Source organism: Rheinheimera faecalis (assembly GCF_021290965.1).
Classification (GTDB): domain Bacteria; phylum Pseudomonadota; class Gammaproteobacteria; order Enterobacterales; family Alteromonadaceae; genus Pararheinheimera; species Pararheinheimera faecalis.
This window is the reverse complement of sequence record NZ_JAJOYT010000005.1, coordinates 139,233-165,776: the sequence shown is the minus strand read 5'-3', so window position 1 is coordinate 165,776 and position 26,544 is coordinate 139,233. Positions and strand designations below refer to the sequence as shown.

Annotated in this window: 26 protein-coding genes; 13 read left to right on the top strand and 13 right to left on the bottom strand. The window is 46.5% G+C overall.

Features of this window, described 5'->3' with window-relative positions; genetic code table 11:
* Nucleotides 1–28: 28 nt before the first annotated feature.
* On the bottom strand, nt 29–406 hold the full coding sequence (locus LSG34_RS10950; protein WP_233009135.1) for a hypothetical protein: 378 nt from the start codon (nt 404–406) through the stop codon (nt 29–31).
* Between the two features lie 400 nt (nt 407–806).
* On the opposite strand from LSG34_RS10950, the gene LSG34_RS10945 reads away from it, so the two are divergent.
* A complete protein-coding gene (locus LSG34_RS10945; RefSeq protein ID WP_233009134.1) occupies nt 807–1,799 on the top strand; it encodes a branched-chain amino acid aminotransferase in 993 nt (330 codons plus the stop codon).
* Between the two features lie 148 nt (nt 1,800–1,947).
* On the opposite strand, the gene LSG34_RS10940 is transcribed toward LSG34_RS10945, so the two are convergent.
* On the bottom strand, nt 1,948–3,171 hold the full coding sequence (locus LSG34_RS10940; RefSeq protein ID WP_233009133.1) for an NADH:flavin oxidoreductase/NADH oxidase family protein: 1,224 nt from the start codon (nt 3,169–3,171) through the stop codon (nt 1,948–1,950).
* A gap of 196 nt (nt 3,172–3,367) precedes the next feature.
* Between LSG34_RS10940 and LSG34_RS10935 the strand changes: the two genes are divergently transcribed.
* From LSG34_RS10935 to LSG34_RS10895, 9 genes are all read left to right on the top strand, one after another.
* Entirely contained in the window at nt 3,368–3,730 is a 363-nt protein-coding gene (locus LSG34_RS10935; protein ID WP_233009132.1) for a MerR family transcriptional regulator, read from the top strand.
* 208 nt (nt 3,731–3,938) lie between these two features.
* Nucleotides 3,939–4,430, top strand: coding sequence for a hypothetical protein (locus tag LSG34_RS10930; protein ID WP_233009131.1), 492 nt, complete (start codon nt 3,939–3,941; stop codon nt 4,428–4,430).
* Between the two features lie 37 nt (nt 4,431–4,467).
* A complete protein-coding gene (locus LSG34_RS10925) occupies nt 4,468–4,683 on the top strand; it encodes a helix-turn-helix transcriptional regulator (protein WP_233009130.1) in 216 nt (71 codons plus the stop codon).
* 17 nt (nt 4,684–4,700) lie between these two features.
* A complete protein-coding gene (locus LSG34_RS10920) occupies nt 4,701–4,916 on the top strand; it encodes a nucleotidyltransferase family protein (protein WP_408636167.1) in 216 nt (71 codons plus the stop codon).
* 234 nt (nt 4,917–5,150) lie between these two features.
* On the top strand, nt 5,151–5,705 hold the full coding sequence (locus tag LSG34_RS10915) for a HEPN domain-containing protein (protein WP_233009129.1): 555 nt from the start codon (nt 5,151–5,153) through the stop codon (nt 5,703–5,705).
* 23 nt (nt 5,706–5,728) lie between these two features.
* Nucleotides 5,729–6,859 carry a hypothetical protein gene (locus LSG34_RS10910; protein ID WP_233009128.1) on the top strand — a complete coding sequence of 377 codons (1,131 nt, stop codon included), beginning with the start codon at nt 5,729–5,731 and terminating at the stop codon, nt 6,857–6,859.
* 248 nt (nt 6,860–7,107) lie between these two features.
* The gene (locus LSG34_RS10905) at nt 7,108–7,806 is read left to right on the top strand and encodes a DNA-methyltransferase (RefSeq protein WP_233009127.1); all 699 of its coding nucleotides are present in this window, start codon (nt 7,108–7,110) and stop codon (nt 7,804–7,806) included.
* A 45-nt stretch (nt 7,807–7,851) separates the two neighbouring features.
* A complete protein-coding gene (locus LSG34_RS10900) occupies nt 7,852–8,232 on the top strand; it encodes a hypothetical protein (protein WP_233009126.1) in 381 nt (126 codons plus the stop codon).
* A complete protein-coding gene (locus LSG34_RS10895; protein WP_233009125.1) occupies nt 8,233–9,495 on the top strand; it encodes a DUF6575 domain-containing protein in 1,263 nt (420 codons plus the stop codon). It begins immediately after the preceding gene.
* 175 nt (nt 9,496–9,670) lie between these two features.
* Here the strand turns inward: LSG34_RS10895 and ilvA are convergent, their stop codons facing one another.
* From ilvA to ilvG, 4 genes are all read right to left on the bottom strand, one after another.
* A complete protein-coding gene (ilvA, locus tag LSG34_RS10890) occupies nt 9,671–11,176 on the bottom strand; it encodes a threonine ammonia-lyase, biosynthetic (protein ID WP_233009330.1) in 1,506 nt (501 codons plus the stop codon).
* A gap of 89 nt (nt 11,177–11,265) precedes the next feature.
* Nucleotides 11,266–13,119 carry a dihydroxy-acid dehydratase gene (gene ilvD / locus LSG34_RS10885; RefSeq protein WP_233009124.1) on the bottom strand — a complete coding sequence of 618 codons (1,854 nt, stop codon included), beginning with the start codon at nt 13,117–13,119 and terminating at the stop codon, nt 11,266–11,268.
* A gap of 157 nt (nt 13,120–13,276) precedes the next feature.
* Nucleotides 13,277–13,546, bottom strand: coding sequence for an acetolactate synthase 2 small subunit (ilvM, locus tag LSG34_RS10880; protein WP_233009123.1), 270 nt, complete (start codon nt 13,544–13,546; stop codon nt 13,277–13,279).
* Entirely contained in the window at nt 13,543–15,201 is a 1,659-nt protein-coding gene (ilvG, locus tag LSG34_RS10875) for an acetolactate synthase 2 catalytic subunit (protein WP_233009122.1), read from the bottom strand. The genes ilvM and ilvG overlap by 4 nt, the downstream gene beginning before the upstream one ends.
* Nucleotides 15,202–15,613: 412 nt before the next feature.
* On the opposite strand from ilvG, the gene LSG34_RS10870 reads away from it, so the two are divergent.
* Entirely contained in the window at nt 15,614–15,895 is a 282-nt protein-coding gene (locus LSG34_RS10870; RefSeq protein WP_233009121.1) for a DUF1289 domain-containing protein, read from the top strand.
* A gap of 11 nt (nt 15,896–15,906) precedes the next feature.
* Here LSG34_RS10870 and LSG34_RS10865 read toward each other — a convergent pair whose 3' ends face one another.
* Both LSG34_RS10865 and LSG34_RS10860 read right to left on the bottom strand, forming a co-directional pair.
* Complete coding sequence (locus LSG34_RS10865) at nt 15,907–16,452, bottom strand: hypothetical protein (RefSeq protein WP_233009120.1); 546 nt, start codon at nt 16,450–16,452, stop codon at nt 15,907–15,909.
* Nucleotides 16,453–16,533: 81 nt separating this feature from the next.
* Nucleotides 16,534–17,433, bottom strand: a complete 900-nt coding sequence (locus LSG34_RS10860) for a LysR family transcriptional regulator (protein ID WP_233009119.1) — start codon at nt 17,431–17,433, stop codon at nt 16,534–16,536.
* Between the two features lie 133 nt (nt 17,434–17,566).
* Between LSG34_RS10860 and LSG34_RS10855 the strand changes: the two genes are divergently transcribed.
* The gene (locus tag LSG34_RS10855; RefSeq protein WP_233009118.1) at nt 17,567–18,325 is read left to right on the top strand and encodes an SDR family NAD(P)-dependent oxidoreductase; all 759 of its coding nucleotides are present in this window, start codon (nt 17,567–17,569) and stop codon (nt 18,323–18,325) included.
* A 129-nt stretch (nt 18,326–18,454) separates the two neighbouring features.
* Entirely contained in the window at nt 18,455–20,080 is a 1,626-nt protein-coding gene (locus LSG34_RS10850; RefSeq protein WP_233009117.1) for an ATP-binding protein, read from the top strand.
* 32 nt (nt 20,081–20,112) lie between these two features.
* Here LSG34_RS10850 and LSG34_RS10845 read toward each other — a convergent pair whose 3' ends face one another.
* From LSG34_RS10845 to LSG34_RS10825, 5 genes are all read right to left on the bottom strand, one after another.
* A complete protein-coding gene (locus tag LSG34_RS10845) occupies nt 20,113–21,819 on the bottom strand; it encodes an alpha-amylase family glycosyl hydrolase (protein WP_233009116.1) in 1,707 nt (568 codons plus the stop codon).
* Between the two features lie 112 nt (nt 21,820–21,931).
* Entirely contained in the window at nt 21,932–22,903 is a 972-nt protein-coding gene (locus LSG34_RS10840; RefSeq protein ID WP_233009115.1) for a catalase family peroxidase, read from the bottom strand.
* A gap of 159 nt (nt 22,904–23,062) precedes the next feature.
* Complete coding sequence (locus tag LSG34_RS10835) at nt 23,063–23,791, bottom strand: complement resistance protein TraT (protein WP_233009114.1); 729 nt, start codon at nt 23,789–23,791, stop codon at nt 23,063–23,065.
* Between the two features lie 239 nt (nt 23,792–24,030).
* Nucleotides 24,031–24,723: a 16S rRNA pseudouridine(516) synthase RsuA gene (gene rsuA, locus LSG34_RS10830; protein ID WP_233009113.1), complete on the bottom strand. Its 693-nt coding sequence runs from the start codon at nt 24,721–24,723 to the stop codon at nt 24,031–24,033.
* Between the two features lie 44 nt (nt 24,724–24,767).
* Complete coding sequence (locus LSG34_RS10825; protein ID WP_233009112.1) at nt 24,768–26,282, bottom strand: thioredoxin-like domain-containing protein; 1,515 nt, start codon at nt 26,280–26,282, stop codon at nt 24,768–24,770.
* Nucleotides 26,283–26,544: the final 262 nt, after the last annotated feature.

Genomic DNA, 26,544 nt, shown 5'->3' with positions numbered 1-26,544 from the left:
AAAAGTTCTGTAAAACCTATAAACACAGTCATTTGAGTGAAAGCTGATAATAAAGCCGCTTTTTATGCAGATTAGCGTCGTGCCATAACGACAGCCTGAAACGCCGGCCAGGGCCTGCGCGAATAAACCAAAGCAACAGCAGAAAACATAAAGAGAGAGTCAGAGGAATTAACACCAAAGCCAGCTTGCCAAATTCCAGCACCAGCTGGTAATCCGCTTGTTGTTTCTGATGCAAAAACAATAAGGCCGGGCTGCGCTGAAGTTGTTGCAACAAAGGCTCTTCGCCTGTATCGGCTGGCACAGTCCAAAGTTGCTGATACGCAGGCCCTTGCAGCTTCACTTCAGGCGCATGATGCAAAAAAGCCAGCAACCAGACCAAAGCACAGCTCGCTAGCAGTAGTTGCATAAACCTAAACAAGCCTGTCCTTTGCATACATATATCCATAGAAAACCTGAACGGGATATAAAGCCAGCTCCGGATAAAAACAAGGCTCTGATAACAATAAGGTGCGGTAGTGAAGATGATTGCCACATTGCCAGGTTACAAAACTATGAGTCACTAAACCCAGTAAAGCCTTAAATATCCAGTACTCAGAACATGAAACGGGCAATTAGTTGATGCCGAAAACAGCAAGCCTGAGTACAATAGACAGGCGTTCATAATTCTCAGGGTTAATTGATAGACCAAGGCCGTGGCGTAGCACCAAGCTGACAGCCGCTATAAAGCCCAACCCATATAACAAAGCGCACCCTATTTTAATCAGGCCAGCCTACACTGGCCCTTGAACATCAGCAGGAAAGAAAAAATGGCAGCTTTTGGTAGTGTATTTATGCCTGAAATGGCAATGGCCCGTTTCGATGGTACAGCTTGGGGTCAGTCCGCAATAGTTCCGTCCGACAGCATCAGTCTGCACCCGGGCGCTCACGTGTTGCATTACGCCAGCACTTGTTTTGAAGGCTTAAAGGCATTCCGCCATGAAGATGGTTCTGTGGTTATTTTCCGCATGGATAAAAACGTTGCCCGTATGCAACAAAGCTCTGAATTATTGTCTTTACCTACCTTCGACGCAGCACTGCTGAGTCAGATGATTGTGGACGTAGTGCGCCATTATGCCGCCGATGTGCCAACACCACCTGGTTCTATGTATATCCGCCCTACTCATATCGGCACTGAACCCGCTATTGGTAAAGCAGCAACACCAACTCTGACGTCTTTACTATATGTATTGTTATCTCCGGTTGGCGATTATTTTGCCGGCGGCAGCCGTGGTTTACGCCTGCTGATGGAAGACAATGCCCGCTGCGCGCCTCATATGGGCATGATCAAAAGTGGTGGTAACTACGCCAGCGCCTTGCACCCAACTATGCAAGCCAAAGCCAAATATCAGGCTGATCAGGTGTTGTTCTGCCCGAATGGCGACGTTCAGGAAACAGGCGCAGCCAACTTCTTGCTGATCGATGGCAACGAAATTATCACCAAAGCGCTGGACGCATCTTTCCTGCACGGCATTACCCGCGACACCATTCTGACGCTGGCCCGTGACTTAGGCATGAAAGTGTCCGAACGTGAACTGACAGTAGACGAACTGCTGGAACGCGCCGCCAAACCAGGCACAGAAGCTGCGTTATCAGGCACAGCCGCTGTATTAGCGCCAGTGGGCACTCTGATCCACCAGGGCAAAGAATACAAAGTAGGCAACGGCGAACCAGGCAGCACCACTGCCAAATTACGCCAAACCCTGAACGATATTCAGTGGGGCAAAGCCGAAGATAAACATGGTTGGTTGACTAAGATTTAATTTTTCGCTGAGTTCAACCCATACGACAAAGCAGGCTTAAGGCCTGCTTTTTACTTTTAAAAACGCCAGCAGAACATGAAGCCAAAAAAGCTACGATCGTAGCTTTTTTGGCTTCATCTATTACCTTAACTAACCGCTGTTGGTGATCTCACAACCCCATCTGCTGTTTATAACGACGGCTTAAACGGACCAACCGCAATTGATCCAACACTAACATTGCCAGAGGCCAGCGTCGGATAGACCAGAAGGGTAAAGCGCGGCCTAAGCGGCGTAACATCAATCTTGTATAAGCCATTTTCGCCAGTGACTGCAGAGGTTTTTTGGCAAAACTAAAGGCAGGTAAAACCGGGCTTATTGCTTCACCTTGTTGCCAACGGTTAGGTAAATCCGGCGCCAAAGCCAAAGCTGTAGCTATGCCCACTAAAGCAACACCAGTTTGCAACACCTGCTCTGCCACTTCAGGCCTGTGAATACCGCCTGTCACCATCAATGGCATTTGCGCAGATTGTTGCAGCTCTTTGGCAAAGTCTAAAAAGTAGGCCTCACGCGCCAGCGTAGAGCCATCGCGACTATCGCCTTGCATAGCAGGAGCTTCGTAGCTACCGCCTGATAACTCGACAAAATCCAGCGCCAGCGGGTTGAACCATAACAATACTTGTTTCGCATCCTCTGTGGAAAAACCACCTCGCTGAAAATCAGCCGAGTTCAACTTCAGGCTGATGATAAAACTGGCAGGCAATTCATGGCGTAACAGAGTGACCAGTTCCAGCAATAAGCGGGCACGGTTTTCTAAAGGGCCACCGTACTGATCCTGGCGCTGATTCACCAGCGGCGATAAAAACTGACTCAGCAAATAACCATGAGCCGCATGAATTTGCACTCCGGCAAAACCGGCCTGCAACGCCAACTGGCTACTCAACAAAAACTGTTGTTTAAATTCGGCGATATCATCCAGCGTCATAGCTCTGGGGCTGGCAAACATCTTTGAGAACTGGCCTAAATCCAAAGCCACAGCCGAAGGCGCTATCGCCTGCTGCCCCAGATTCGCTGGCATTTGTCGCCCAGGATGATTCAGCTGCAAAATCAGCTTAGTGCCGTTTTGCTGCCCCGCTTCTGCCCAGCTGTGGAACAAAGTTAAATCCGATTTGGCATCCAGCACCACACCACCAGGCCCTGTTAACGCTTTGCGGCTAATCATCACATTGCCGGAAATCAATAAGCCTGTGCCACCCAAAGCCCAGTGCCGATACAACTCAATCAACTGTGCCGACGGATTTTGCCCGGCCGCGGCCATATTCTCTTCCATAGCGGCTTTCACCAGCCGGTTTTTCAGCTGTACGCCATTTGGCAGGGTTGTGGCTTCAAACAACATAGTTACACCTCTTGGTTCTGTTCTCTGGCATTAGTCTTTTTCACTGCGTTTTGTTTTTTCAACTGTAGGGGCGGGTCTTGTACCCGCCCGCCTGAATTCAAGTACAACGCAAGTGTAAAGCTTCAACCTAGGTTGAGAGTCAAGCCCCCATATGCCAGTATCCTGCAAGTAACTTTTTATCGCAGGAGTCTATTCGATGTATCGCATTGGTCAACTTGCCAAACTACTTAACGTATCAGAATCAAAACTACGCTTTCTGGAACAACAAGGGGTGATCAGTCCGCTACGGGAAAACAGCGGTTACCGTTACTACAGCGAAGACAGCAAAAACCGGCTGGAAGTGATCCTAAAAGCTCAGCAAATGGGCTTTAGCCTCAAGCAAATCCGCTCAGTGCAACGCCAGAATCACAGCAGCGATCAACATCCGGTCGACTGCCAATTGTTATTACCTATGCTGCAACAAAAGCTGACAGAGATAGACCAGCAGATGCTGGAATTGCAGCAGCAAAGACATCAGATCCAGGAATTGGCCAAGCAATTAAGTACGACAACCACATAAGCACTCCAGCTCTTGCTCTGCGCTCATCGTCTTTAGGGGCAGGAATAACTGATCACTAGTTGCCGCAACCCACAGCCCTTCATTTGCGTTCTTTTCTTATCACTCAAAAATATAACCTTAAGGTATCAAAAAAACTTGACATTGATACCTTAAGGTTCCATATTGATACCTGAAGGTATCTAAACTTAATAAAAAAGGAACACTTATTATGGCTACATGGACTATCGAAGATCAGGAAAATTGTGTCAAAGCGGCAATCTTCGGCGCACTGTTTTTTGCGCTGCTGACAGGCTTTCAATTGTTAAGAGACATCAGTTTGTTTTGGTTTGAACTAAAAGCAGTGAGTGATGCTTTTGGCTTTGGCGTGTTGTTTTCGGTGATTTATTTTCTGGTCAAAGTGACCAAACAACCTAAGCTGCTGTCGTACGGCTGGAAAATCCGCGAGATCTGCGGTGATTTTCAGGACGAGTATTTACGCAGCCGTTTTCAGCGCGCTACTACGCTGGCATACAACTTAACCATAGTGGTGGCGTTTTCGGGTTATGTCATAACCCACTTAATCAACAAAAACGGTGACCCGCAGTGGCTTGCATTCCAGCCCTTTTTATTACTGACGATCTTTGTCGGGTCCATCAGCTTTTATCTGAGTTTGCGCACAGTGCTGGATGAGCAAGACGAAGCTGCGCAGGAAACCAATTGATGGAAGAGCAAGACGAAGCTGCGCAGGAAACCAATTGATGGAAGAGCAAACGCTGTACAACAGAATTGCGGAGCTGCGCGCGGCCAGAGGGCTGTCGCAGCAGCAACTGGCCGACGCCATTGGTGTATCCCGTAAAACCATCAGCACAGTAGAAACCGGCCGTTTTACACCCTCGGTCGTGATAGCGCTGCAAATGGCACGTTACTTCGAAGTACCGGTAGAGCAGATTTTTAGCTTTGATGGGTTTCGTTGAAAGGGGATGGAATTGATATGAAACCTTCAGATGCTTTAGCTGTGCACCGTGAAGAGATCCTTAAGATCATCGCAGTGCATCATGCCCTCAATGTCCGGGTCTTTGGTTCTGTGCTGCAAGGTACAGACACAGAACAAAGCGATTTGGATCTACTGGTCGACCCAACACCAGAAATGACCATGCTGGACATTGGTGCTATCCGCCACAAACTGCTGAAACTGCTTAAAGTTTAGGTGGATGTACTGACACCCAATGCTTTGCCAGAAAAGTTCAGATCTGTAGTATTGGCACAAGCTAAACCTTTATAGGCAGTTATCGACAAAATACTATCCAAACCACCGCATCCATATCAACGATATGACATTCACCGTACGTCCCGAAAAAGATCTTGTGCTTTGGTTTCAGTTGTTCTAATTTGGTTCTATTCAAGCCACTAAAGATGGCTGCAGTTGCCGGGAAAGGACGTCATGGCATCAACCTCCTATCAAGCTTTTGAAACCGCTATCGCCGACGCCGAGCGCTTGCTTGTGCTGTTCGATAAACTACCTCAGCAAGAACGACAACCCAATGAAGTTTTAAAACGTGCTGCGCTTATTATGACGCTGACGGCATGGGAAACTTATATCGAATCCCTTCTGCTGGAATTGGTAGAGAAAAAGATCTGTGGCATACAAGGTAGTTATGCAGGCGATTTCATTCTGAAAAAGTTACATAAAGAAATTAATCAACTACATAACCCTACCTCAGACAAGGTAAAACATCTGAGCGAGGACTATTTGCAGCGTAACTTAACAGAGTTTTGGCACTGGAATAATGTGGAACCTGAAGATGCCCGTATGCAACTTAACGCCTGGTTGAGCAAACGCGGCGATGTAGTACACCATGGCCGCCAAAACGATGACCCAAAAACTCCGCATTTAGTCAAACGGGAAGAGCTGGATAAAGCCATGCACTTTTTTAAAGAGCTGGTCAGAGTGACTGACAAGGCCGCAACACAACCAGCTCCAGCACTCACTATTTAACAATGGACAACCACGGTAAACCCATGATCAAAGGAATGAAGCTGAAGCTATCCACAGTTCTGTTATGTAGCACTTTATTAGCCGGTTGTTTTTTCGATAAACAGCTATCTGAGGAAGAGCTTAAAACTGTTGAAGCTCTCAAATCTGAGTTAAGCAGGATCGAATCCGACCTGTCCGCTCTGGAGCAAGACCAAAGTCTTGGCAAAGGCGGTTTAATTGGAACTCTGAAAAACCAGAGGTTAGAAGTACTCAAATTAAACAAAGAGCTATTTGTCCAAAGAATAGCCAGCCTTGAAACTGGGGCTGACTTTACAATCAAACCAATAGTTTCAGAAATAGACCAGACATTGGTGGACAGCATTGATGAAGATCTCAACATTGCAGCAGGCAAATTAAAAAATGCGAAAGAGGAAGCAGCCCAATATTCAGCTGGTCTTTTGTTTGCGCTGAAACAAGCCAATGTTGCAACACAAGAAAACGCTATCACTATGCTGGAATACCGCAAGTCGTTGGCGAAATATGGACTGTATATCAATGATCTGGGCACTAACGTTAAGTCGTCTGACACCACTTCGACTAAAGCTGAGCACTCAGAGCCATCAGCCATCTCTCTGGTCCCTGCTTCCGACGGGCCTTTTGGACTCAGCATGGGCATACCAGAAGAGGCTTTTGGTACAACACTAACTAAAGTGGTTACGGGTAAATTTTTTGTTGACCCGGTACCTAGCCCACACGAAGACTTCGAACAATACGTATTGGAATTTGGCAAAAACTCAGGTTTATGTTGGGTTAAGGCTATTAGCAAAGATATTCCAACAGATTCGATGGGTTACTTTCTCAAATCAAAGTTTAACGAACTGGAGAAAGTACTTAGCGACAAATACGGCAAAGGCGTTAAAACCGACCTACTGTTGCCCGGCAGCATTTGGAATGCTCCAAAAGACTGGATGAATGGGCTGGCTAAGAATGAACGATATTTCATCACAACTTGGGACAGTAAGGAAAGCCTGAAACTCCCCAATGATATTAGCTCAGTTGCTATTGCAGCAAACGCCGAAGACACGGAGACGGGTACTATCTCTTTGGAATATACCTTCACGAACAGCAAAGCATGCGAAGCAGAAAATCAGGCTCTGAAAAATGAGTCACTTTAAAGCGGGCTTAGGTTGTTTAGAGTGACAATAATATCGACGCCAAGGTCTCGCTTTTAGTCAAACGAGACGAAGTACAAAAGGCTATTAAGTTTTTTAAAGAATTAGTCAAAGTGACGGATGGAGTTGCTTTATAGCATGGGCATAGGGTAAGACCTGAAACAGATTTTGCTTTGTTCTTATTAACTAATTGCCCTAGGATCAATTTACCTATAAAATGCTGTATTCTTATACAGTGAATGGCTATAACTTTGATAAATAAAGACTCATCAAAAGACCTCATAATTAGCCAAAATGATGCTGTTGATTTTTTAAAATCACTGGATAGTGATAGTGTCGATCTGGTTATAACTGATCCCGCATATGAATCTTTAGAAAAGCACAGAAAGATAGGGACAACAACAAGGTTAAAGGAAAGTAAAAGCTCAAGTAATCAGTGGTTTCAAATATTCCCAAACTCAAGATTTGAAGAATTGTTTTCTGAAATTTACCGAGTACTAAGAAAAAACTCTCATTTTTATCTTTTATGTGATCAAGAGACTGCTTTCTTTGCAAAACCCCTAGCAGAAAAATGCGGATTTAAATTTTGGAAGCCCATCATATGGGATAAAAAAAGAATAGGGATGGGGTATCACTATAGGTCCAGATATGAGTTCGTTCTTTTTTTCGAGAAAGGTAAAAGAAAACTGAATAACTTGGGTGTACCAGATATCTTAGAGGTACCTAGAGTCTATAATGGTTATCCGACTGAAAAGCCCGTAGCGTTGATGGATATACTTATCAAGCAGAGCACGCAGGAAAACGAGGTAGTTTGTGATCCGTTCATGGGTTCAGGTTCGGTAGGGGTATCCGCATTATCATTATCAAGAAACTTCTATGGAAATGATATTTCAGAAGACTCACTGCGCATAACTTTGGATAGACTGAACTCGTTGTGTAATCAAGTTTGATTTGATATAAAGATGGTATTCAATATAGGTAAATGGATGACTTAGATGAGTGAATGGCCTGATTACTTTCCTGATAACACACCTCCTGTAGATGCAACCCCCGCCTCAGGTTTATCTTTTCGACTGGTTGATAACAACCCACCAGAAAGATCAGACTTTAAGTCTACTTGCGAAGAGTTTGCGAAAAGGAAATACACATCAGAGTCAGAATTTATCAATGCTTGCGGAACATCTCACTTTGCTCAATTAGATGATATTAAGAGAAAAAAGAGATTGTTCCCAAAGTTAAGAAACAAGCATATTGCCAAGGGCGAGTTGTTCCCTGAGCTAGGAAAAATGAAACAAACTTTTGAACCAAGCCATTTCACTGTCTGGTATAAATTAAGTGCCCTACCACAGATGGTTTTTGTGGTCATGGAGTCATAAATGAGCATATTGCCTAACACTCCATACTTCGGAAAACTGACGATAAAGTCAGTTTATGAGTTTTATGACGGACCAAAGTTATTTCTTGCGGTAAATGGGACAGGTAACCATTTCATATCTTTTTGGATAGATTCAACTGATGAATACGATGAATGGTTGTATTCATCTATCGACCAAGATCGACTCATAGAGCTTGAATTATCAAAAATAAAACTACGCGATATTTATACATATCCAAGTGATTATATTTTTAGAGTCAAAACTTTTTTCGATAGCTCTTTGTCATCTGAACTCAATGAAGTTCCATTAGTAAAAATGACAGAGGATATATTACCACCTCATGATTATTTTATTGACGGAAAAAGAGTTGTCACTCACCAGATAGAAGCACAACAAACTTCTGAACTGTACATAAAAAGTCAACAAAATAGAGAAAAACCCAAGCTAAGTACTGTAGGCAAGGTATCAGACGCATTTTCTCAACTATATAATTCTGTATTGAGAAGTTTGGATATATCTGGAAAATATATAACGCCTATTGATGCGAGAACCGGCTCATTTATTCTTAGGCTAAGATCACCTCAGATAGAGCAATGCCTGCCTGTCATAAAGACTATATTCAATATTCTTAATAACTCGTCAGCACCATATGAAGATCTCGTATCTCTAAATATTGACATATCTGCTGCAGAACGATTCCTGGAAGAAATCGTTGACGGAAAAGTGAAAATACAGTTTGGCCTCGAAAACAAATTTGAAGCAGAACTAAATATAACGGAAGAAAAGGCAAACGAAACTCTAGCTATATTGAAGGCTGCGTCGGCAAGCTATGTATCAAGCCTAGATGTCCCACAAGCAAATGACCTACACAAAGTTTTTTCTATTATAGAAATCAAAAGTAAAGGTGATTTTGTCACTCCTGAGTCATTAGGGTTAACAACTGAACGGCAAGTCGCATATTACCTTCATGCAGCAAGAGTGTTAGGATTACTTTCGAGTTCTAATGCAATAAATTCTGTTGGTTATCAGTTTATCGCATTAGATCACAGTCAAAGGATGAAGGTAACAGCGATACGGTTTGAAAGCAGTGCTTGCGGTTGGGCTTGGCTTAAGTGGGCAGGTGTAACTAAGATATCTGAGCTGGATCCCAATACTGCAACACAGTTTTTAATTGAGACATGCAAAACCTTAAGTCAAGATACAGCAGAGCGTCGAGCCAAGACTTTGCAAAGATGGCAAATTGATCTATCGCCTTTCAGATAGCCGTTTCGATCATGTTCAAAATGAATCGACTCCACCAAGAATACATATTAAATGGACAGCTAATTAACGCAGTTCTAAGCGTTAATTAGCTCCTGTGTGGTCGACTTGCAACGAGGAATAGAATCAGCAGTTCTATAGTTGCCTGAAGCCCATTAATCGAACAATAGCCCGATCTTCACCCCGCCGTCAAAAACACTTTATAAGCCCCATTGCTGGTCACCAGCCGATACTCATAACCCAAAGTATCTAAATGTTCAGCAATTTCCGTATGATCAGCAATCTCAAACCCTGCCAATACATCACCAGTCGCAGCGCCGTGGTTGCGGTAGTGGAATAAGGTGATATTCCATTTTTCGCCTAGGGTGTTGAGGAAGTTCATTAGCGCGCCTGGGTATTCCGGGAAGTTGAACTGATAGACCTGCTCTTGCACTAAACGTGGTGGCATACCGCCGACCATATGGCGTACGTGTAGTTTGGCCAGTTCGTCGTCGGATAAGTCCTGATAGTCGTAGCCTGCTGCTGATAAGGCTTGATTCACCTGTTGCAGTTCTTCTGCGCCGTGGCGTAGTTTGATGCCAACAAAAATATGGGCTTTGTTGTCGCTGGCGTAGCGGTAGTTAAATTCGGTGATGGCGCGGCCGCCTAAGGTTTGGCAGAAACGGCGGAAGCTGCCTTTTTCTTCCGGAATAGTGACTGCAAAGACCGCTTCTTTTTTCTCGCCCAGTTCGCAGCGCTCCGACACATAACGTAAGGTGTCGAAGTTCAGGTTAGCGCCACTCAGCACTGCGCTGAGGTTTTCAGTTTGAGTAGCGGTTGCAGCATATTTTTTCAGGCCAGCTAAAGCCAAAGCACCAGCAGGTTCTGCTACGGCTCGCAGGTCGTCAAAGATATCTTTGATGGCGGCACAAATTTCGTCGCTGGAGACTGTGATCACATCGTCGCAGTATAAATGCGCCAGTTTGAAGGTCTCGTTGCCTATACGTTTTACCGCCACACCGTCGGCAAATAGCCCTACTCTGTCTAAAGTGACAGGTTCGCCCGCGTCCATTGCTGCTTTTAAGCAGGCGGCGTCGTCTGGCTCTACGCCTATTACTTTGACGCCCGGCATCACGGCTTTGATATACACCGCCATACCGGCCAATAAGCCACCGCCGCCGACCGGAATAAAGACCGCGTCCAGTTTGTTATGTTGGCTTAATAGTTCTTTGGCGACTGTGCCCTGACCTGCGATGACGTCGGCATCGTCAAAAGGTGGAATATAAGTGGCGCCCTGCGTCTGGGATAACTCAATGGCGAACTTATTGGCTTCGTCAAAGGCGGTGCCGTGCAGCAGCACTTTGCCGCCAAGGGCTTTAACTGCTGCTACTTTAATTTCCGGTGTGGTGATAGGCATCACAATAGTGGCGTTCAGGCCCAGTTTGCTGGCGGATAAAGCCACGCCCTGAGCATGATTGCCGGCCGATGCACAAACGACGTTTCCACCTGGGTTCTGCTCGCGCACTTTATGCAATTTATGAAAAGCGCCACGCAGCTTAAAGGAATACACAGGCTGCATATCTTCACGTTTTAACAGCACATGCTGACCAATACGCTGGCTGAGTTTTGGCATAGCCTGCAGCGGAGTTTCTATCGCGGCCTGATACACGGGCGACAATAAAATTTCCCGCAAATACTGCTGCATCAGGCCTGGGTTTGGTGCAGGGCGCTGCCAGTCGGATGCAGTTTTGCCTTGCTCTTTAACAGCGTCTTTTACAGGATGTTGCACAGCACTCATAGGTCTTCCAATTTACTCAGATCACGTACTGCGCCTTTATCGGCACTGCTTGCCAGCATAGCGTAGGCTTTTAACGCCGGGCTGACGGAACGCACGCGGTCAACAGGTTTCCAGGCCAGTTTGCCTTTGGCTTCCATAGCGGCGCGGCGCTCTGCTAATACGGTGTCACTCACACCAATAGCGATGCTGCGGTTTGGAATATCAATGGCAATGGCGTCGCCTTCTTCAACCAGGCCAATAGCGCCGCCGCTGGCGGCTTCTGGTGATACATGACCTATAGATAAACCCGAAGTACCACCCGAGAAACGGCCGTCTGTGATTAAGGCGCAGGCTTTGCCTAAGCCCATAGACTTTAAGTAGCTGGTTGGATACAACATTTCCTGCATACCAGGGCCGCCTTTTGGCCCTTCGTAGCGAATGATCACTACGTCGCCTGCAACAATCTTTCCTGCCAGAATGGCTTCAACTGAGCTGTCCTGGCTTTCGAAAATACGGGCGCGGCCGTTAAACACCAGGTTTTCTTTTTCCACACCAGCGGTTTTAACAATACAGCCGTTTGGCGCTATGTTGCCGTACAGCACAGCCAAACCGCCGTCTTGTGAATAGGCGTTTTCTTTGCTGCGGATACAACCTTCAGCGCGGTCGTCGTCCAATGTTGGGTAACGGCAGCTTTGCGAAAAGGCTTTAGTGGTGCGGATACCAGCAGGGCCAGCACGGAAGAAATCCAGCACCTGTTGATCTTTGGTTAAGGTGATATCAAAGCGGTTGATCACATCACCTAAAGAGCTGCCTGCGACATGAGGCGTGTCGGGGTTTAATAAACCGGCGCGCAGCAGCTCGCCTAATATCGCAATCACACCACCGGCGCGGTGTACGTCTTCCATATGGTATTTCTGAGTGCTCGGTGCCACTTTGGATAAATGCGGCACTATGCGCGACAAACGGTCGATGTCGTTCATGCCAAAATCGACTTCGGCTTCAATAGCGGCGGCCAGTAAATGCAGCACTGTATTGGTAGAACCACCCATGGCGATATCCAGCATCATGGCGTTTTCGAAGGCGGTTTTATTGGCGATATTACGTGGCAAAGCGCTGGCGTCGTTGTTTTTATACCAGCGGTTGCATAAGTCCATAATGCGCTCACCAGCACTGATAAACAGCGCTTTACGGTCACTGTGAGTCGCCAGCATAGAGCCATTGCCAGGTTGGCCTAAACCTAAAGCTTCAACCAAACAGTTCATTGAGTTGGCGGTAAACATACCAGAGCAAGAGCCACAGGTTGGGCAGGCGCTACGTTCAATTTTTTCGCTGTCTTCATCGCTGACGTTCGGGTTAGCGGCCGACACCATAGCGTCGACTAAATCCAGCTTGATAATTTGGTCCGACAGTTTGGTTTTGCCTGCTTCCATAGGGCCACCAGAAACAAAAATGGCCGGGATATTTAAGCGAAGGGCCGCCATTAACATGCCTGGGGTGATTTTGTCGCAGTTGGAAATACAGACCATAGCGTCGGCGCAGTGGCCGTTGACCATATATTCCACCGAATCGGCAATGATTTCGCGGGACGGCAGGCTATACAACATACCGCCGTGGCCCATGGCGATGCCGTCGTCTATGGCGATGGTATTAAATTCTTTGGCGATACCACCCGCTTCTTCAATAGCTTCAGCCACCAGTTTGCCTAAATCGCGTAAATGCACATGGCCAGGCACAAACTGGGTGAAGGAGTTCACTACGGCAATAATAGGTTTGCCAAAGTCGGTATCTTTTACCCCTGTGGCACGCCATAAAGCACGGGCTCCCGCCATATTGCGGCCTTCAGTGGTAGTAGCGGATCTAAGCTTTGGCATCTCTTTATTACTCCAATTTGTTTGGTTCCCCTGCGTACTTGGAACCGCAGCGTTGTTGAGCTTTTTCGCCTGGCTGCGGCTTCACTTCGGGGTAAATTAATTATGTTTAGTTAAATGGGGTCTGACCCCATTTTTAATTTGTCTTAAGTTTAGCGGCTTAAGCCCGCATTGATCCTGCTTCGGCTTGTGTTCGTTCAGACTCAACACAATCCAGATATTCGATATCGTATAACTTGTTTAACTGATTGGTCAGCAGGCTGATAGGTTTGTCGCTAACGATAGACAAAGTCACAAGCAAGCCGCTGAAATCGGCCATTGGTTTCATTTCCATACCGGCCACTTCAAAGCCACGGTAACGGGTGACCTGCAATAACCGCTCTAATACCACAGGTTGGTTTTTAGTCTGGATGGTTAATACATGGTTCATAGCGCTTTCTCCGTTAACATATCCTGATTGGCTGCTCCTGGCGGTACTAAGGGCCAGACGTTGTCTGTTTCATCTATTCGAACGTGCAATAAGTATGGGCCTGGCCAGGTGAACATGGCTTCCAGCGCTGGTAACACTTCATCTTTACGGCTGATGCTATGGCCTGGTATGGCAAAAGCAGCAGCTAAAGAGACAAAATCCGGGTTGTCGGATAAATCGGTTTCGCTGTAGCGTTCGTTAAAAAACAGCTCCTGCCATTGTTTCACCATGCCTAAACGCTGGTTATCAACTATGACAATCTTCACCGGCAGACGGAAACGCTTGATGGTGCCCAGTTCCTGCACATTCATCATAAAAGAGCCGTCGCCGCTGACTGTGACTACTGTATCTTTTGGTCTGGCTAACTGTGCACCTATGGCGGCTGGTAAACCAAAACCCATAGTGCCTAAACCACCACTGCTTAAATGATTACGTGGATGACTAAAACTCATATGCTGAGCCACCCACATTTGATGTTGGCCTACGTCACAACACACCACGGCGTTGTCCGGCATACGTTCGCTTAACTGTTTCAGCATTAAAGGCGCGAAGATACGCTCACCCGGATGGTCATAACGCCAGCCGTGTTGCTGTTTCATGTTCAGGCAATGTTTTAACCAGTCTTCGCAGTGAGTGGGTACTGACATCGCAGGCAACAACTGACGTAAATCACCTATCATGGCGCACTCAGCGCGGCGTAATTTGTGCAGCTCGGCCGGGTCTATATCGATATGGATCACTTTGGCATCCGGTGCAAAAGCGGCCAGTTTGCCTGTCACCCTGTCGTCAAAACGGGCACCTAAACAGATTAACAAATCGCATTGCTGCACCGCATGATTGGCGGCCTGAGTGCCGTGCATACCTAACATGCCTAAGTAATAGGCATTAGATGGCGGCACCGTACCCATAGCTTTTAAAGTGGTCACCGAAGGCATAGGGCTAGTGGCTAAAAAGTCCTGCAACTGCGTTACTGCATCGGCCATATGCACACCACCGCCAATGTAAGCGATTGGGCGTTTGGCGTTTTGGATTAATAAACGTGCCTGATCTAAAGCTGCAGCTGGTAAAAACTGCTGCTGAGCGGAAGCAGCATCTTCAACTAAACGGGGCTTAAACTGCACTTCGGCCAGTTGCACGTCTTTAGGAATATCCACCAAGACCGGGCCAGGACGACCTGACATCGCCAATTCAAAGGCTTCGTTTAAGGTGTGTTCCAGTTCAGTCACGTCTGTCACCATAAAGCTGTGTTTAGTCACAGCCAGGCTTAAACCTAAAACGTCTACTTCCTGAAACGCATCTGTGCCCATTACGGCTTGAGATACCTGACCTGTGATGGCCACTAAAGGCACTGAGTCTAATAAAGCGTCGGCTAAGGAAGTGATCAGGTTAGTCGCACCAGGGCCTGAGGTGGCCATACAAACGCCAACTTTGCCTGAACTGCGGGCATAACCTATGGCAGAAAAAGCCCCACCCTGTTCATGACGGCACAGGTAGTGTTTGACTTTGCTCTGATACAGCGCGTCGTAGATTGGCATAATAGCTCCGCCAGGATAGCCGAAGATATGTTCGACTCCCTTTTGCTCCAGCAGCTTGATAACCAGTTCTGCGCCTTTCATTATGTATCCCATCCTTTTCTATCGTCTGTTTGTCAGTACAACAAAACCTTTTTCGAAATTTCCGGGGACCTTAAAACACAAAACCCCCGGACCTTTCGGTGCGGGGGTTTTGTTGAGAATTTTTTTGCTGCTTAAAATTCCAAACGCGAGCCCCCGCAGTGACTAATCACCACGATTACGAGGACCACAATAATGTTCAGAATAGAAGCTAAACGCATTTTTTAATTTTAACTCTTTGGTTAAGTATTTTTTACTTCGGCGGTGTTTTTACGTTAGGTGCCGAAAATTTATGCCTATAGAAATAGCCGTCTACACATCTTAAGTCAACAGATATTTTTGCTTTTGGCCGATTTTTGTAAAAAAATTACAAAAGCTGCATTTTTAGGCAGAATAAGCCAGAATCTTAATCAGAGTGGCGTTGATTGTTGGTGTAATGGATCAATTAGAGCTGTTTGACTTACCCAATCCTTGTATTGGGGTCTGCGAAAACAACAGCAGAGGTTATTGCCTCGGCTGCTTGCGCTCGCGTGACGAACGCTTTAACTGGCATAACAAACCCGTGGAAGAACGCTCCCGCATTTTAAAATTACTGGAAAACCGCAGGATTAGACGTGATGCAGCACGGCTTGCTGGTAAGCCGGATCAGAGCCTGGAAGCGGATATAGGCTCTACCCCGGATATGTTTGGTTTTTGAATAAAAGCAGCTCAAACCCGCGCTGTTGGCACATTAGCGCAGTTATTGCGAGGTCTTTGCCAGTTTTCAGTAACAATCTGTTCAGACTGTTTGACCAGTTCACCGCCAATAAACTCGTACACCATCGCCAGATAGGCATAACCTATGGTTTCGTCTGAACCTTCATCGGTCAGGCAATGTTTGTAATCTTTGTCAGTCAGCGGCACTTTGATCGCACCAGTAAACCAGTTGGCTTTTAACGGGTACTGTTTTTCGCTAAATAACAATGTTGGGTTTATGCTGGCGGTGGTGGTTTTGCAATCACTTTGCAGCAAGGTTTTTAAAAACAGCTGCTGACCTTTTAATTCCCAAACGCCCTGATAACCACGTTGATCCGCAGCACATTGTGGTTGGTTTTGTAGCTTCTGACGAATTTGGTCCGAAGCGTAGAGTTTTTCCAAAGGACTGCTGTCGACCTCATGTGGCACACCATCCACAATAAACTGATCAGGCATATGGATAGCAGCATGGGTTACAGTGCTGAACCACAACAACAGACTGATGCAAAAATAGCGCATTGAAGCTCCTTGGTTATGGTTGGTGAAGATTGGCGCCGGACAAGCAGACTAGCACGTTTAGCATCAGCAATGATGCACTCTTTAGTTGTAGTCTGAATTCACCACAGCTTGCAACCAATCGATAAAAACTTTTAGCCTGCGGCTTAGCTGCCGACGGTGTGCATACAACACAGAAACCGGCATGGCCGCCGCCTGATAGTCTGGCAATATTTTCACCAGCCTGCCTTGTTGCACCAACTGACGAACCCCTACTTCTGGTACCTGAATAATGCCTAAACCTGCCAGACAAGCGGCGGTATAAGCTTCGGCATTATTCACAGTGATAGCACCGGACATAGGCCAAAATTTAGTTTTACCGTCCTGCTGATATTCAAAACCATCGGGCTTACCCGCCAGTTGCTGACTGTAAAACACTAAACTGTGACTGCTTAAATCGGCCAGAGTTGCAGGTAAACCATATTTATCCAGATAAGAGGGGCTGACACAGTTCACTTGCCTGAATTGCGACAATGGCCTGGCTATTAAACTACTGCTGCTTAGCTGACCTACTCTGATCACGGCATCAAAGCCTTCAGCTATTAAATCGACCCGCCTGTCGGTGCTGCTCAATTGAATATGTAACTGCGGATGCTGGGCTAAAAAATCAGGCAAAGCAGGGATCACAGCTTCACGGGCAAGACCAGTTGGCATATCAATACGCAACACACCTTTGAGCTGTTCAGGCTGTTGCTGGAATAACTGCTGCAACTCGTCAAAGTCGGCCAGCAGTTCAACACAACGCTGGTAATAGTTGCTGCCATCCTGAGTGAGTTCAACCCGTCTGGTGGTGCGGTTTAACAACCGCACATTCAGTTGAGTTTCCAACTGCTGTACAGCTTCTGACACGCTGGTTTTAGGTAAACCCAATTGTTCAGCGGTACGGACAAAACTACCCAGTTCGGCCACTCGCTGGAAAATTTGCATCTGCTGAATTCTGTCCATGCCTTGATCTTCCTCGCCGCAACTATCCGAAAATTACGAACAGTGATTTCGTTTTTGCATTATTTATCCGAATTAATTCAAACAATACACTGCAGTTGTTGAATTAGCCAAACATAAATAAAGGGTACATAACATGAGTCAGAAAATCGCTTTAATTACAGGTGCCAGCCGTGGTTTAGGCAAAAATGCCGCTTTAGCTTTGGCCAAAGCCGGTGTGGATTTAATTATTACTTACCACAGCAAAGCTGACGAAGCTGCAGCTGTGGTGGCAGAAGCACAGTGGTTGGGCCGTAAAGCAGTAGCCATTCAGCTCGATACTGGTGATGTATCTTCTTTTGCTAACTTTTCAAAGCAATTAGCCACTCATTTGCAGCAAACATGGCAACGTGATCAGTTTAACTTTTTAGTAAACAATGCAGGTTTTGGTGCTCACGCCCCGTTGAGTGAAACCACTGAGCAGCAATTTGATGCGCTGATGAATGTGCATTTTAAAGGGGTGTTTTTCTTAACTCAGCAGTTGTTACCGCAAATCGCCGATGGCGGCCGTATTTTGAATCTATCTTCAGGGTTAACCCGTTTTGCCTTGCCTGGTTATGGCGCTTATGCCGCAATGAAAGGTGCGGTTGAGGTGTTAAGCCGTTATTTGGCGCTGGAATCAGGTGCCCGTGGTATCAGAGTAAATACGCTTGCACCAGGCGCTATTGAAACCGATTTTGGTGGCGGCACAGTGCGTGATAATGCCGATATTAATCACTACATTGCATCACAAACTGCATTGGGCCGCGTCGGCTTACCTGACGATATAGGTGGTGTGGTTCAGATGTTATTGTCAGAACAAAGTGGCTGGATTAATGGCCAGCGTATTGAAGTCTCGGGCGGAATTCATCTGTAAAATTTTCTATTACCGGGCCGTTGCTCTAGCGGCCCTGAGCTTTATTTCACGTCCAAACACAAGGATAGATTGCACCTTGCGGCACTGCTGGTTAGAGTGAATGCATTACAGCTGCAGAGATCAGTTTTTTTGAGTCAGCCTCAGAGCACCTCCACTACTGAGTTGCAACATCAGCTCAGCACTATCCGACACAAGTTTACCAACTCGTTGTGGCGCAGCTTTGCGCTTATTGCACTGATAGCAGTGCCATTGTCGATATTACGCTCCTTCAATACAGGTTGGTTAGCTGTGTATACAGTGCATCTGGTAGTGGGGACTTTGCTGGTTTCTGGTGCTTTGATTTGCCATAAAATGTCACTGCGCTTAAAAGGCGGCTTGCTGATCCTGGTGTTTTGGCTGGTTGGCCTACCTGGTGCTTTAACTTTTGGTTTTGCCTCGCCAGGGATCTGGTGGCTGGTGTTAAGTTGTCTGGTTGCTCATGTGTTGTATCAGGCCAGAGTAGCTCTTTTATTAGCTTTGGCCACCTTTCTGAGCATGATTGGCACAGCCTTTGGCTTTATGTCGGGATATTTGTCTATTCCGGTCAGCATCAGCCGTTATGTCACAGATTCGGCTTCGTGGGCCACCTACATTATCGTCAACTGCATTGTATTTTTTGTGGTGGTCCGCACTTTTATAACTTATACAGCCTCTTTGCAGGTCACGACCCAACACCAGTTCCGGCAATGGATTGATGATTTGCCTATGGGTGTCGTAGTGCAGGGTAAAGACCTGCAGCCCTACTACCATAACAAAGCCGCCGAAGAACTACTGGGCCCTGCACCGCTACAACCTTCTGCTTTTATTGCTGGCACAGACAAAGTGTATCCGGCAGAACAAATGCCTGCCGCCAAAGCTTTGTCCGGCGAAACCAGCCAAACCGAAGATATGGAAATTGAGCAGGATGGCATTCGTCGTCAGATGCAGGCCTGGGGCCGGCCTGGTTACAACGAACACGGTGAACTGACCTTTGGCATCGCAGTGTATGAAGATATCAGTGCCCGCAAACAGCTGGATTTACTGAAAAACCGTTTTGTCTCTACCGTCAGCCATGAACTGCGTACGCCTTTAACCTCCATCCATGGTGCTTTGGGTTTAATTCTGGGCAATGCCTTAGGTGAACCTGAACCAAAAATTCGCGCCATGCTGGAACTGGCTGAAAAAAACAGCCAGCGGTTGATCCGGTTGATTAATGACATTCTGGATATGCAAAAAATTGAAGCAGGCCAGATGAACTTCCATTTTGCCAAAGTGCAGCTGCAGCCTTTGCTGCGTGGTGCCGTGGAGCAAATGGCCGGTTATGCGGAACAGCATCAGGTGACACTGGAGTTAGACACTGTGCCTGACGATTTATGGTTATGGGCTGATAGCAATCGCCTGATGCAGGTGCTGGCCAATTTATTATCCAACGCCGCTAAGTTTTCTTTTGCCAACTCCACAGTGCAGATCAAGGTGCAGTCACTGAATGAACAAATCCGTATCGCCATTATCGATCGGGGCCCTGGCATAGACGAAGAATTTAAGGCCTTTATCTTCCGGCCTTTCAGCCAATCGGACACCTCTGATGTACGGAATTTTGGCGGCACAGGTTTAGGCTTGAGTATCAGCAAATCTATAATGGAACATCATGGTGGCGCCTTGTCATTTGAAAGTACGACAGGCCAAGGCAGCAGTTTTTATATTGACTTAAAATTGGGGTCAGAACACATAAGTTAGGCGTAACTTATGTGTTCTGACCCCATTTTCATTTAGTTTTGCCAGATTTGTAGTTGATGGGCATTTAACTCTGGTGTTTCATCTTCCTGCCAGGTCGCAGTGAAGCCAGCTGGCACTAAATCAGTTGGAACTGCCATAGTGTCGGCTGATAAGTTCAGCAGCATCAGGCTTTGTTTATCACCCAAAGACCTCAATATTTTCAGCAACTTACCTTCAGCTAAAAACTCTGCTTTGTAGTCCCCCGCTATACCAAACTCAGCGCGGTCGGCTTTTTGTTTGATCAGGAATTTATACAAAGACCAGACAGACTTCGCATCCGCCTGCTGAGCTGCGACGTTATTCGCTCCTTGTTGCTGAGCCGTCAGGAATGGTGTCCACCAACTGCTTTCTGCCTGAGGCGGGAATAAATCATCACGTTGCACCCAGACTTTGTCGGCGGTGCTAAAACCTGCCTGAGCGCTGTTGTCCCAGAACATTGGCGAGCGGCGGTGTAAATGCTCTTTATCCGATGCCTGAGTAAGCGCAATTTCTTCACCGTAATAGATATAAGTAGTGCCTGGTGAGCTGAACAACAAAGCCGCAGCCAGTTTGGCTTTGTTAAAGTCCTGACCTATTTGCCAGCTTAAACGTGGCTGATCGTGATTGGTCAGGAAAGGGCTAAAAAACTCCATAGGCGCAGAGGTAGTTTTGCGCTGTTGCAAATTCGCCATCAGCAGATTGTCGCCAGTTGAGCTGCCTTGCTGCTGCATAGTGCCAAATTCGGCATTTTGTTTGCCTACATTCAGCAATTCCAGCACTTTGTAGCCAAATTCAAAATCAAAACCAGCATCCAGACCTTTGCCATCGCCCCAGTACTTGGCTGCTATAGGTAAATCAACCCAGGCTTCAGCCACCAGATAAGCGTCCGGCTTCACACTTTTAACGTATTGGGTAAAGTCGACCCAATAGTCGATAGTGCCCTGGGTATCAGCGCGTTGCTGCGGGCCATCTTCCTGCACATAACGCACTGCATCTAAACGGAAACCAGCAACCCCTTTGTCCAGCCAGAATTTGGCCATCTTTTTCATTTCAGCAATCACATCAGGGTGTTTTAAATTCAGATCAGGTTGTGATGCACCAAAAGCAGCGTAGTAGAAGGCTTTGCGTTCTTCGTTCCAGTGCCAGACAGTTTCTGGCTTCACTTCAGTGCTCCAGGCCGGACCCCAGCCATCTGTTGGCATTTCATCACGCCAGACAAAATAGTCTTTATAAGGTGCTTCGCCTTTGGCAGAACGCTGGAACCAGTCGTGTTTGTCGGAAATATGGTTGATGACTAAATCGAGGATAATATTAATGTTTTTGGCTTTGGCCGCCTGTACCAGCTCTTCAAAATCCTGCATAGAACCGTAATCTTGTTCTACCTGATAAAACTCTGTGAAGTCGTAGCCATGATAAGAAGGGGCCTCAAACATTGGTGTTAACCAAATGGCGTTGATACCTAAATCCTGCAAGTACGGCAGCTTGGCTTCGATGCCTTTAAAATCGCCTGTACCATCGGCATTGGTGTCATAAAAACTGCGGGGCCAGATTTGATAAAACACTGCATCCTGCCACCAGGGCTGTGTTGCTTCTGTACTTTGAACAGCAGTTTGAGAAACTGCAGCCGGTGTTTCTGCAGTGGTGGTGGCTTGTTCCGGCGCTTTGCCGCAGCCCGTTAAAGCAACTGCTAAAGCCAGCGCGAGCAATGATTTATTCAGCATTCGAAGATCCCTGTTTTTTTGAATTTGACCCAGCTTAGTCAAATTCCAGCCACAGGGCCAGACTGCATACGAATGCACTCCTCTGGTGCATTCGTTTTAGCGTTAAATACTGTTATTGGCCTGTCAGGCGTTTACCAAAAGAGATGGCATAAGCAGGAGAGCGCATTTGCAGCACTCTGTCGGCGCTTGCACGCAAACCTGTACTCAGCACGTTTGGATCAAAGTTAAGGCCTGTACAGGCTTCGCCGCCTTGCTCTGTGATGGATAACAACCCTATGTCCAGAGTTTTACGCTCTTTAGGCCATAATACCGACGGATCAGTTTCAGTATCTCCTGCTTCACCCAGCACCAGCTGCATAGTCCACTGAGTTGCACCTTTGACTAAGCGATCAGCCAACCGTTTTTGTAGAAAGTCTGTGGCTGGCGCTTTGATTTCGGCTTCAGTTAAACCCTTCACGCCATCTTTAGGCACAAACTGCCAACGTACTTTTTGCTCGACACCGCTGTTGTCTTTGATAAAGAACGTATGAATACCAAAATAAGGTGTAGTGGCGTAGCTCCATGGTGGAGAGTTTTTCGCTAAATACTCAGCCTGAGGCAAAGTGTCTGGATGAGCTGCGCGGAAGGCCTGAATTTTGGCTAGATCAGGTTTACCTGTTGCAGGGTCAGGAATTTGAGTTTGCAGTAAACCTAAAAAGTTTTCCGGATCTTTAGCGCCAAAGACCGGCGTACTTAACATAGCAAAATGCTGCAGCTGACCATTAGCAGTTTTTAACTGCAAACCTAAACCTCGGGGAGAACGGGCATTTTCAGGTGCTTTAGGATTACCACCAGCCATTGAAAAACGTGCGGTCACAGGAACAGTTTCACCGGATAACCAGGCTACTGAACTGAAGTTTTTGGCATCAGGTAAAGCCTGAAAACTGCCTACAGCACAAAAGCCCTTGGCATGACCTTTACGCTCGCCTTTATGTTCACCAAAAATTTTGGCGAAGACGTCAATAAACTGGTTAGGAGTAGCTTGTTCAGCGGCATGCAAAGCAGGGCTTAACGCCAGCAGTAAAGATAAAGTAATTTTGTTCATGGCACATCCTTCTATATCACTGCAATAAATACTGCGAATAGAGACAGGACGATCAATTAAAAACTTTCAAAGAAGAGCAAGGCAGGATAGCCCGAGTAAAAAATGGCCGCCGAAGACAACAAAACAGCGGCCACTGGGAAACTTATTTACGACTAAAAGTTACAGAATGCCGGAGATAGAACGCATCAGGCCTTTTACTAACTCAGGCTCAGCTTCGGCGTATTCCATATTGACCTGATTCGCAGTAGACAAAATACGGGTCTGGTAACGTTTCCACTCGGTTTCTTCAGTGGACGTGACATTTTTATAGCCACTGTTGCCTTGTTTTAAGCTGGCTTTGTTTTCTTCCAGCACAACCACGCCTTTTTTCGCACGTTCAGAGATCTGTAAATCAGTAATGATGCTGTAATGCACATCTTTGACCATAGCGTCAGCAGCTAAACCTATCAGTGCACCAGCAACTGTAGCGCCAGCACGACCACTGCCACTACCAAACTGGTTACCGATAGCACCACCCACTAAAGCGCCACCAAAACCGCTACCTAAAAGCTCATTCTGGCTACGTAAATCAGTTTGACCAGCTTGTAACACGTTGGCTTGTAACAGGAAGTTGGCTTGCTCAGGGTCACGCACTACACGGTAACCTTTAGACTGCACTGCTTCGATGATCTGAGGTTCAATGGATAAACCTTGTTGATCTGAGGTGTTACGTACCTGTACAAACACAGTACGTTTATCATCTGCAACAGGGTCTAAAAAGATGGTATCACTCATCTTGGTCTGAACTTCAAGATTGCGCTTGCTGATCGCCGTATGGGTAGCTGAACAGCCGGACAACATCAAAGCACCAACAGCTAATGCTGCAATAGCGATTTTCATTTTTGACATACAAAACTCCATAACACAAATGAGATTAGACCTGCTTAGTTTAACGGACAGCACGCTGCAGACCAAGGCGAAGTGTTCATACATCAGGTAAAAAGTTGTAACAGACTATGCCGTTATATGCTTTTGCTGCCGTCTTGGTGGGAAGTATAGGCTGGGCGTCTGAATTGCAGATGAATTAAAAAGAGGTCAGCTCAGATTGCGCAGTGTGAACAATCTCAGCTGACCCCTTTTTTAAGCTTTTAGCGGAACAGAGCCACTTCTTCAGGCGTTAAATAACGGTACTCGCCTTCGGCTAAATCCGGGTCCAGTGGCAGGTCGCCAATTTGTTCGCGGTGTAGTTTTTCCACTTTGTTACCTATAGCTCCAAACATACGTTTGACCTGATGGTAACGACCTTCGCTTATCGTCAGCAGGACCTGATGTGGATCGATGATTTCCAGCTTCGCAGGCTTAGTTAAGTCTTTTTCACCACGTAACATAATGCCTTCAGCGAACTCTGTAATTGTTGCTTCAGGCACAGGGTCAGCCAACCATACCCTGTAGGTTTTAGTACAGTGATGTTTAGGTGAACTGATTTTATGTGACCACTGACCATCGTCTGTGATCAGCACCATACCTGTGGTATCCAAATCCAAACGGCCGACTGTGTGCAAACGCTCCATCAGAGGTTCATCCATTAAAGTGAACACAGTATTGTGGTCTGGATCTTCAGTCGAGCAGATATAACCAGCAGGTTTGTGCATGACTATATAACGTAAACCAATCAGCTGCAGTTGTTCGCCTTCTAAAAACACCTGGTCAGAGGCTTTAAGTTGCAAGGCCGGTTGTTTGGCAATTTCGCCATTCACTGTGACCAGCTTTTGGCGTATTACTTTGCCGGCCTGACTACGAGTCAGACCGGTACAATCACAAATAAACTTATCTAAACGCATTTTGAGTTTCCCAACTATTCTGCATTCAGTGTACCAGACTCCACTTACTTTGGCTTTGTATCTGCCTTAGCGGACGCAGGCACCTGCACTTCAGACAATTTCTGGTCCTTCAGATGCCAGCGTAAAATTCTATTGTTATTAGTGTCGGCGATATAAAGCTCACCATTAAACACAGCCAGCCCACCAGGTTCGTTTAACTCTGTGCCCAGGCTTAAAGTCATAACTTGCTGCTCATCCAAATCCAATAACCTGATTTTATGGTTATAGGTATCAGCCACGGCCAGGGTATTTTTATCCAGTGACACCACGTCTTTATTGTGTTGCATCAAAGCCCGTTTAAAACCACCGTCTTTTAAACCAAATTCAAATAAACCCTGCCCCACTAAAGTGTCTACTTTGTCAGAACTCAGGTCTATTTCCCGCACTGCGCTGGCTTCTGCGTCTGCAACCCACAGCTTATTGCCTCTTAAAGCTAAACCGCTTGGCTGATTAAAAGCGGCATCACCACGTTCACCGTCCAGCAAAGCTTCTTGTCCTGTGCCGGCAAAAGCTTTTAATTGTGAGTTTTGTAAATCCAAAGTCCAGATTTGATGACTGCCCGCCATAGCGATATACAAAGTGGTTTTATCCATGACCAAATCCCATGGGGAACGCAGCGATACTTCAGTTGGTGTTGAACCCGGCACTAAACGGCCTTGTGCCAATTCACCATTGCCTGCAATAGTCGTCACCTGGAAAGTGGTTAAATCAATACGGCGAATAGCATGGTTGCCTGTATCAGCCACATACAAAGATTTGTCTGTCAGTACCAAACCCTGAGGAGACGAAAAAGCGCTGCTGTCGCTGTGGCCATCTTTCAGTTCAGCTATACCAGACCCTAAACGCTTCACCAGCTTACCCTGATGATCCAGCAGTACGATTTGGTTATGCAAGGTGTCGCTGATGGCAATATAACGTTCGTCCACAGTCAAACTGCCTGGGGCTGCTAATGGAGTATCCAGCGGGTCCAGTAATTTAATAGGCAGAGGTTTAAGATTCGGTTCGCCTTTAAACTCGGCCAGCAATTGTTCAATGGCTTGATCCAACACATCGTAACGGCCTTCACCTGAAGTTTGGCCAACGTATTTACCATCCGGGCCTATCAGCACAAAAGTAGGCCAGGCCCGAACCGCGTAAGAGCGCCATAACTGAAAATCAACGTCATTCACCACCGCATGCTGCATACCGTAACGCCGCACTATAGAAGTTAAGGTGCTTAGCTGCTTTTCGTTATCAAACTTGGGGGAGTGCACTGAGATCACAGCCAGCTTGTTGCCATACTTGTGCTCCAGCTTGTGCAGGTCCGGGATCACGTGAATACAATTGACGCAGCCATAGGTCCAGAAATCCAGCAACACTACCTTGCCTTTTAATTTCTGCATCGTCAGAGGTTCTGTCACATTGACCCAGGGTAAACCCGCAGGAAACTCAACACTATTGGTGCGGGCAGAGGCTTTGGCGAGGCCAAAGGTTAAACTACAGGCCATGATGAAAATCCAGATTATTAGTTTAAAACGCATTAGTGACTCCTGGTCAGACTGCTCTTACCTACTATAGAACGGTGTTTCAGCTAATTTCGTTCATTGTTTTAGTTAAACTAACCAGAGTTTAACGATAGATTAATGACAGCGGCGGTTTTTTGGTTGCTTTTTGACACAGATTTCCTCTATCTTGCTGCTGCACCAAGGTGTAACTTCTGCGACTTCCAGACTCATTCCATCTTTAACTGTGAGTCAGGATATACCCAAAGTAATGGGGATTGCAGTGAGGCCACAAGTGCGA

Bases quoted from the DNA above. Each gene is read 5' to 3' on its own strand.
- LSG34_RS10950 (WP_233009135.1), bottom strand. From the start codon at position 406: ATGCAACTACTGCTAGCGAGCTGTGCTTTGGTCTGGTTGCTGGCTTTT.
- LSG34_RS10945 (WP_233009134.1), top strand. From the start codon at position 807: ATGGCAGCTTTTGGTAGTGTATTTATGCCTGAAATGGCAATGGCCCGT.
- LSG34_RS10940 (WP_233009133.1), bottom strand. From the start codon at position 3,171: ATGTTGTTTGAAGCCACAACCCTGCCAAATGGCGTACAGCTGAAAAAC.
- LSG34_RS10935 (WP_233009132.1), top strand. From the start codon at position 3,368: ATGTATCGCATTGGTCAACTTGCCAAACTACTTAACGTATCAGAATCA.
- LSG34_RS10930 (WP_233009131.1), top strand. From the start codon at position 3,939: ATGGCTACATGGACTATCGAAGATCAGGAAAATTGTGTCAAAGCGGCA.
- LSG34_RS10925 (WP_233009130.1), top strand. From the start codon at position 4,468: ATGGAAGAGCAAACGCTGTACAACAGAATTGCGGAGCTGCGCGCGGCC.
- LSG34_RS10920 (WP_408636167.1), top strand. From the start codon at position 4,701: ATGAAACCTTCAGATGCTTTAGCTGTGCACCGTGAAGAGATCCTTAAG.
- LSG34_RS10915 (WP_233009129.1), top strand. From the start codon at position 5,151: ATGGCATCAACCTCCTATCAAGCTTTTGAAACCGCTATCGCCGACGCC.
- LSG34_RS10910 (WP_233009128.1), top strand. From the start codon at position 5,729: ATGATCAAAGGAATGAAGCTGAAGCTATCCACAGTTCTGTTATGTAGC.
- LSG34_RS10900 (WP_233009126.1), top strand. From the start codon at position 7,852: ATGAGTGAATGGCCTGATTACTTTCCTGATAACACACCTCCTGTAGAT.
- LSG34_RS10895 (WP_233009125.1), top strand. From the start codon at position 8,233: ATGAGCATATTGCCTAACACTCCATACTTCGGAAAACTGACGATAAAG.
- ilvA (WP_233009330.1), bottom strand. From the start codon at position 11,176: ATGCAGCAGTATTTGCGGGAAATTTTATTGTCGCCCGTGTATCAGGCC.
- ilvD (WP_233009124.1), bottom strand. From the start codon at position 13,119: ATGCCAAAGCTTAGATCCGCTACTACCACTGAAGGCCGCAATATGGCG.
- ilvM (WP_233009123.1), bottom strand. From the start codon at position 13,546: ATGAACCATGTATTAACCATCCAGACTAAAAACCAACCTGTGGTATTA.
- ilvG (WP_233009122.1), bottom strand. From the start codon at position 15,201: ATGAAAGGCGCAGAACTGGTTATCAAGCTGCTGGAGCAAAAGGGAGTC.
- LSG34_RS10865 (WP_233009120.1), bottom strand. From the start codon at position 16,452: ATGCGCTATTTTTGCATCAGTCTGTTGTTGTGGTTCAGCACTGTAACC.
- LSG34_RS10860 (WP_233009119.1), bottom strand. From the start codon at position 17,433: ATGGACAGAATTCAGCAGATGCAAATTTTCCAGCGAGTGGCCGAACTG.
- LSG34_RS10855 (WP_233009118.1), top strand. From the start codon at position 17,567: ATGAGTCAGAAAATCGCTTTAATTACAGGTGCCAGCCGTGGTTTAGGC.
- LSG34_RS10845 (WP_233009116.1), bottom strand. From the start codon at position 21,819: ATGCTGAATAAATCATTGCTCGCGCTGGCTTTAGCAGTTGCTTTAACG.
- LSG34_RS10840 (WP_233009115.1), bottom strand. From the start codon at position 22,903: ATGAACAAAATTACTTTATCTTTACTGCTGGCGTTAAGCCCTGCTTTG.
- LSG34_RS10835 (WP_233009114.1), bottom strand. From the start codon at position 23,791: ATGTCAAAAATGAAAATCGCTATTGCAGCATTAGCTGTTGGTGCTTTG.
- rsuA (WP_233009113.1), bottom strand. From the start codon at position 24,723: ATGCGTTTAGATAAGTTTATTTGTGATTGTACCGGTCTGACTCGTAGT.
- LSG34_RS10825 (WP_233009112.1), bottom strand. From the start codon at position 26,282: ATGCGTTTTAAACTAATAATCTGGATTTTCATCATGGCCTGTAGTTTA.